2 protein-coding genes, 2 tRNA genes and 3 rRNA genes are annotated in these 7,348 nt (G+C 44.8%); 2 read left to right on the forward strand and 5 right to left on the reverse strand.

Going from position 1 to position 7,348, the window contains the following annotated elements; translation table 11 throughout:
• Positions 1-7: 7 nt before the first annotated feature.
• Complete coding sequence (locus HMPREF1528_RS05860; protein WP_016479021.1) at positions 8-1,411, forward strand: PorP/SprF family type IX secretion system membrane protein; 1,404 nt, start codon at positions 8-10, stop codon at positions 1,409-1,411.
• A gap of 89 nt (positions 1,412-1,500) precedes the next feature.
• A complete protein-coding gene (locus HMPREF1528_RS05865; protein WP_016479022.1) occupies positions 1,501-1,932 on the forward strand; it encodes a septal ring lytic transglycosylase RlpA family protein in 432 nt (143 codons plus the stop codon).
• An 86-nt stretch (positions 1,933-2,018) separates the two neighbouring features.
• Here HMPREF1528_RS05865 and rrf read toward each other — a convergent pair.
• The 5 genes from rrf to HMPREF1528_RS05890 all read right to left on the reverse strand — a co-directional run bounded on the left by rrf (position 2,019) and on the right by HMPREF1528_RS05890 (position 7,237).
• Positions 2,019-2,129, reverse strand: a 5S ribosomal RNA gene (rrf, locus tag HMPREF1528_RS05870).
• Between the two features lie 162 nt (positions 2,130-2,291).
• Positions 2,292-5,131 (reverse strand): 23S ribosomal RNA (locus tag HMPREF1528_RS05875).
• Positions 5,132-5,336: 205 nt separating this feature from the next.
• Positions 5,337-5,410, reverse strand: a tRNA-Ala gene (locus HMPREF1528_RS05880).
• A gap of 95 nt (positions 5,411-5,505) precedes the next feature.
• Positions 5,506-5,579: transfer RNA gene (locus HMPREF1528_RS05885), tRNA-Ile, on the reverse strand.
• A gap of 140 nt (positions 5,580-5,719) precedes the next feature.
• A 16S ribosomal RNA gene (locus HMPREF1528_RS05890) occupies positions 5,720-7,237 on the reverse strand.
• The 16S, 23S and 5S rRNA genes sit together here with 2 tRNA genes alongside, the layout of an rRNA operon.
• Positions 7,238-7,348 lie beyond the last annotated feature (111 nt).

Consider the following 7,348-nt stretch of genomic DNA (forward strand, 5'->3'; position numbering starts at 1 on the left):
ATTGACGATGAAGATAGTACATAACATAACGATAACAGTGTTGGCGCTTAGTGTTCAGTTTTTATTTGCACAAAGTGATGGTAATTACCTACCCTACGAAATGCCTGGACATACGGCTGTAAAATACAACACCTACCTAATGAACCCTGCGTTTCCAATATTTAGCAAGAATGAGTCGCAAATTACCTTCTTTCATCGCAACCAGTGGATGGGCTTTAAGGAAGATAAGTTCAATACCTTTGGGCTCTCTTATGGCAAGAAGTGGGGTGGCGATGCAGGTAGAAAGAATGATTACTACGATGGCAACAATATGGCACACGGGTTGGTTTTCCAACGTACAGCAGGTATATTTGCCAATATAGGTATACTAGGGAACTACGTACACCAAGTAGAGATATCAGATGATAACTTTTTGCGCTTAGGGCTAAACGTAGTGTTTGCCCGCAGTAGTATCGACAGAAATAAAGTGCGCACAAACGTGCAAGACCCCTTGATAGAGAATGCGAAACCTACGAGTATCATCAACTTACAACCAGGGGTAGATATAAACTTTAACTTCTGGCATTTTGGTATTACCGCGGAGAACCTCTTAGACTATTCGTTTTCGGCAGGAGAAATGGCAGTGCCTTTTAATGAAAAGTCGCTCACCGCTCACGTGATGTATCGCAAAGAGTTGGATTCTCGTAGTGATTTCTTAGAAGATGGTTTTTTCAGTATATATGCTAAAGCTAAGAGAACTAAAGATAATTTTCAAATGGGCGGACACGTGATGTTGGACGTTCCTCTGGGTTGGGCTTACGCCGGTTATGACCAAAAATATGGAGCTTTCGGTGGCATAGGCTTCAACGTGACTAACCACTTGAGCGTAGGATTTGGCTACGAACAAACCATTGCTAATTATGTAGCTGAATTGGGTGGTAGTTATGATGTGGTAGTTTCTTATCAGTTTGGTGGCAAACATCACATTAAGAAACCAATTAAGACCACTCCTCCTGAACCTACTGTGGTAACACCTCCAACGCCTAAGGTAGTAACTCCTACGGTAACAGAAACGAAAACACCTACGGTAGAAACTCCTAAAACAACAACTAAAACACCTACTGTTCAAGAAGAATTAGACAAGCGCATAAGAGTGGTAGAAGACCCAAAAATAGAGGGTATAGCGCAAGGCTATTATGTGATTGCAGGAGTATTCCAAAATCCTAAAGGAGCTTACCAAATGAGACGAGATATAGAGAATTTAGGTATCAAAGTATTTACATTTAAAAATAAAGAAAATGGTATGCACTATATCTATATTGATAGAGCTTATGAATCGCGCGGAGAAGCAGGTGAAACATTGCTCAACTTGTTGAAACGCCCTGAATTTAAAAACTCTAACATTTGGGTACTAAAAGTAGGCAACTTATAAAGCATTTTAAGTAATATAAAAACGATGCTTTGCAATAGTAAAGCATCGTTTACTTTTTGAAAAGAAACATAAACTAAAAAAGAAAATATATGAAGAGTAACTTTTTGAAAATAGCAATATGCCTTATAGGACTATTAGCTTTACAGGCTTGTAGCACTGTAGATAGCCATAGATATCCTCACGGGAAAAAAGCAGCTACAAAAACTGCGAATATAAAAACAGGTATATATAAGACGAATGTAACAGCTACCTATTATCACGATAAGTTCAATGGAAGAAAAACTGCTAGTGGGGCTGTATTTAGCAATAGTAAGCTCACCACGGCACACCCCTCGTTGCCTTTTGGTACTCAATTAAAAATTACCAATCGTATAAATGGCAAATCAGTAGTTGTTACTGTTACTGATAGAGGTCCCTTTACCAAAGGGAGAGAGCTCGACCTCTCTAAACGTGCCTTTATGGAAATCACTGACAATAAAAACAAAGGATTGATACAAGTAGATATAGAGATTGTAGAATAAGGAGTTTTACTCCTTATTTTTTTTGCATTATTAGAAATAAGCAAATAAAAAAAGAGCAACTCTTCATCAGAATTACTCTTTTTATAAGAAGGCGGCGACATACTCTCCCACAACAAGTGTAGTACCATCTGCGCTAAAAGGTTTAACTGCTCTGTTCGGAATGGTAAGAGGTGAGACCTTTGACTATAACCACCTTAAATCTTTAGGCCTTAGGTTGTGCGACTCAGAACTAATACCTGATGCCTGTGGCCTAATGCCTTGATATTTTAACATATAGGGATAAAAAACATATTTTCTCAATTGACAATTGATAATTAACAATTGTTGTGATGCTAACGCTCTTTAAAAGAATCTCTACGCGCGAAAAGTCTACGGGTGATTAGTATTACTCGGCTATGATGTTACCACCGTTACACCTGTAACCTATCAACGTGGTCATCTCCCACGACCCTTAAAAGAAATCTCATCTTGTGGCGGGTTTCGTACTTATATGCCTTCAGCACTTATCCCATCCGCACTTAGCTACTCTGCTATGCCCTTGGCAAGACAACAGATACACCAGCGGTGCGTCCAACTCGGTCCTCTCGTACTAGAGTCAGATCCACGCAAATTTCTAACGCCCACAGTAGATAGAGACCGAACTGTCTCACGACGTTCTGAACCCAGCTCGCGTGCCACTTTAATGGGCGAACAGCCCAACCCTTGGGACCTTCTCCAGCCCCAGGATGTGACGAGCCGACATCGAGGTGCCAAACCCCCCCGTCGATGTGAGCTCTTGGGGGAGATCAGCCTGTTATCCCCGGCGTACCTTTTATCCTTTGAGCGATGGCCCTTCCATACGGAACCACCGGATCACTATGCTCTACTTTCGTACCTGATCGACTTGTGGGTCTCTCAGTCAAGCCCCCTTATGCCATTGCACTCTACGCACGGTTACCAAGCGTGCTGAGGGAACCTTTAGAAGCCTCCGTTACTCTTTTGGAGGCGACCACCCCAGTCAAACTACCCTCCACGAATTGTCCCCTGCATCGCAGGGTTAGACCTCAGATAAGCAAAGGGTGGTATTTCAACAACGACTCCACAACTACCAGAATAGCCACTTCATAGTCTCCCACCTATCCTACGCATCACTTATCCAAGACCAATACGAAGATATAGTAAAGGTGCACAGGGTCTTTTCGTCCCACTGCGGGTAATCGGCATCTTCACCGATACTACAATTTCACCGAGCTCATGGCCGAGACAGTGTCCAAATCGTTACACCATTCGTGCAGGTCGGAACTTACCCGACAAGGAATTTCGCTACCTTAGGACCGTTATAGTTACGGCCGCCGTTTACTGGGGCTTCAATTCAAACCTTCGTGTTACCACTAAGCTCTCCTCTTAACCTTCCAGCACCGGGCAGGTGTCAGACCCTATACCTCATCTTTCGATTTTGCAGAGTCCTGTGTTTTTGATAAACAGTCGCTTGGACCTCTTCACTGCGGCCTATCTTACGATAGGCGACCTTTCTCCCGAAGTTACAGGTCTATTTTGCCTAGTTCCTTAGCCATGAATCTCTCGAGCGCCTTAGAATTCTCTTCCCAATCACCTGTGTCGGTTTACGGTACGGGCATTAATCTTCGCTTTTCTTGGAAACGTTATCACCACTCTATCACCTCGACCGAAGCCTCAGTGTACTATCAAAGCCATAACAGCTCCTTTAACGTACTATTCCGTCAGTACGCGGTAGTTATCTCGTTCCGTCACTTTTATTAGATTAATGGTACAGGAATATTAACCTGTTGTACATCCACTTTCCCTACTCGGGTGCGCGTTAGTCCCCGACTAACCCTCAGCTGATTAGCATAGCTGAGGAAACCTTGATCTTTCGGCGGGCAGGTTTCTCGCCTGCCTTATCGTTACTTATGCCTACATTTTCTTTTCTATCAGCTCCACTATGTCTCACAACTTTAGCTTCTACGCCTATAGAATGCTCCCCTACCGGTATATCTTTCAATAACCCCATAGCTTCGGTAATATGCTTATGCCCGTTTATTATCCATGCCCAACCGCTCGACTAGTGAGCTGTTACGCACTCTTTAAATGTATGGCTGCTTCCAAGCCAACATCCTAGCTGTCAGTGCAGTCAGACCGCGTTTGGTCAACTTAGCATATATTTGGGGACCTTAGCTGATGGTCCGGGTTCTTTCCCTTTAGGATATGGACCTTAGCACCCATACCCTCACTGCTGATGAGCATTTAATAGCATTCGGAGTTTGTCAGGAATTGGTAGGCGATGAAACCCCCGCATCCAATCAGTAGCTCTACCTCTATTAAACTCACATCAACGCTGCACCTAAATGCATTTCGGGGAGTACGAGCTATTTCCCAGTTTGATTGGCCTTTCACCCCTACCCTCAGGTCATCCGAAGTCTTTTCAACGACAACCAGTTCGGTCCTCCACGCTGTGTTACCAGCGCTTCAACCTGCCCAAGGGTAGATCACCAGGTTTCGCGTCTACTACTACCAACTTAACGCCCTATTCAGACTCTCTTTCGATGCGGATTCGTATCTGAAATACTTATCCTCGCTGGTAACAGTAACTCGTAGGCTCATTATGCAAAAGGCACGCCGTCACAGCCTAACGCTGCTCCGACCGCTTGTAAGCGTATGGTTTCAGGGTCTGTTTCACTCCGTTATTCACGGTTCTTTTCACCTTTCCCTCACGGTACTAGTTCACTATCGGTCTCTCAGGAGTATTTAGCCTTACCGGATGGTCCCGGCCGATTCAGTCAAGGTTCCTCGTGCCCCGACCTACTCAGGATTCCCTTAAGGTTTATATCGCTGTGCCTATACGAGACTTTCACTCTCTATGGTGTGTCTTTCCAAACACTTCTAATCCAGCTCTACAACCTATATTAGGGTCCTACTACCCCCGTATTGCCGTAACAATACGGGTTTGGGCTGTTCCCATTTCGCTCGCCACTACTTTGGGAATCACTTTTGTTTTCTTCTCCTCCGCCTACTAAGATGTTTCAGTTCAGCGGGTTTGCTCACCTTTACGGTGTAGTACATCTTCAATGTACTGGGTTGCCCCATTCGGATATTTGCGTATCATTTCGTATGTGCCAATACACGCAACTTTTCGCAGCTTATCACGTCCTTCTTCGCCTCTGAGAGCCTAGGCATCCCCCATACGCCCTTACATAACTTTTCGCGCTTGTAGTCCTAGTCAATTGACAATTAACAATTGATAATTGACAATTATCTAGGTACCTCTCGTTCTCTTTGATTCTTTTTAATTCTTTCGTTAGATTATCAATAATCTATTATTGATCTCTTATGCTTTTTATCCCAATATGTCAATGTACGGTTCCTCACCCTAACCCTCTCACAAGGAGAGGGAACTTGTGGGTGTGTTGTGGAGAATAAGGGATTCGAACCCTTGACCCCCTGCGTGCAAGGCAGGTGCTCTAGCCAGCTGAGCTAATTCCCCCTGTCTCTAGGTAAGAGATATGTGGTAAGAGGTAAGAGGATCCTTCCTCTAGCTCACTCCTAGAAATTTCCTTCTTTTTAAGCTTTTTTTGCTTGTAGTCCCAGGCAGACTCGAACTGCCGACCTCTACATTATCAGTGTAGCGCTCTAACCAGCTGAGCTATGAGACTGCTTATTCAATTAGCAAATTCGTAAATTAGCAAATTTGCAAATTTTATTTTGTTGCCAGCAAGATTTAAAGAATCAAATATACCATAAGTCCTTTAATCGTTAATTATTAACCATTAATAATTAAATCGGTCGTCTCTAGAAAGGAGGTGTTCCAGCCGCACCTTCCGGTACGGCTACCTTGTTACGACTTAGCCCCAGTCACTAGTTTTACCCTAAACAGCTCCTTGCGGTGACCGTCTTCAGGTACTCCCAGCTTCCATGGCTTGACGGGCGGTGTGTACAAGGCCCGGGAACGTATTCACCGGATCATGGCTGATATCCGATTACTAGCGATTCCAGCTTCACGGAGTCGAGTTGCAGACTCCGATCCGAACTGTGACCGTCTTTATAGATTCGCGCCTGCTCACGCAGTGGCTGCTCTCTGTAACGGCCATTGTAGCACGTGTGTAGCCCAAGATGTAAGGGCCGTGATGATTTGACGTCATCCCCACCTTCCTCTCGGTTTGCACCGGCAGTCCCATTAGAGGGCTCGACTTAACTCGTTAGCAACTAATGGCAGGGGTTGCGCTCGTTATAGGACTTAACCTGACACCTCACGGCACGAGCTGACGACAACCATGCAGCACCTTGAAAACTGTCCGAAGAAAAAGGCATCTCTGCCCCTGTCAGTCTCCATTTAAACCTTGGTAAGGTTCCTCGCGTATCATCGAATTAAACCACATGCTCCACCGCTTGTGCGGGCCCCCGTCAATTCCTTTGAGTTTCATTCTTGCGAACGTACTCCCCAGGTGGGATACTTATCACTTTCGCTTAGCCACTCAATCCTTAAACCAAACAGCTAGTATCCATCGTTTACAGCGTGGACTACCAGGGTATCTAATCCTGTTCGCTCCCCACGCTTTCGTCCATCAGCGTCAATTAATTGTTAGTAATATGCCTTCGCTATCGGTGTTCTGTGTAATATCTAAGCATTTCACCGCTACACTACACATTCCAACTACTTCACAACCATTCAAGACCAACAGTTTCAAAGGCAGTTGCTCAGTTGAGCTGAGCGCTTTCACCCCTGACTTACCAGCCCGCCTACAGACCCTTTAAACCCAATGATTCCGGATAACGCTCGCATCCTCCGTATTACCGCGGCTGCTGGCACGGAGTTAGCCGATGCTTATTCGTAAGGTACCGTCATCAAACTACGCGTAGCCCTTATTCTTCCCTTACAAAAGCAGTTTACAATCCATAAGACCTTCATCCTGCACGCGGCATGGCTGGATCAGTCTTCCGACCATTGTCCAATATTCCTCACTGCTGCCTCCCGTAGGAGTCTGGTCCGTATCTCAGTACCAGTGTGGGGGACATCCCTCTCAGAACCCCTATCTATCATCGCCTTGGGGAGCCGTTACCTCTCCAACTAGCTAATAGAACGCATACTCATCTTTCACCACCGTAGCTTTAATATAAAAACGATGCCGTCCCTATATACTATGGGGTATTAATCCAAATTTCTTCGGGCTATCCCCCAGTGAAAGGCAGATTGTATACGCGTTACGCACCCGTACGCCGGTCTCAGTTACCCGAAAGTAACTTCCCCCTCGACTTGCATGTGTTAGGCCTGCCGCTAGCGTTCATCCTGAGCCAGGATCAAACTCTTCATCGTTAAATTCTTTTATATCTTCTAACCGATCTTCAAGTTATTGACTTCAGGTTTCACTCAATCCTTTAAATCTTCTTTGTGCTGTACAACATTATGTCAAGGTACGTGTTGTTT

Source organism: Capnocytophaga sp. oral taxon 336 str. F0502 (assembly GCF_000411575.1).
Lineage (GTDB): Bacteria > Bacteroidota > Bacteroidia > Flavobacteriales > Flavobacteriaceae > Capnocytophaga > Capnocytophaga ochracea.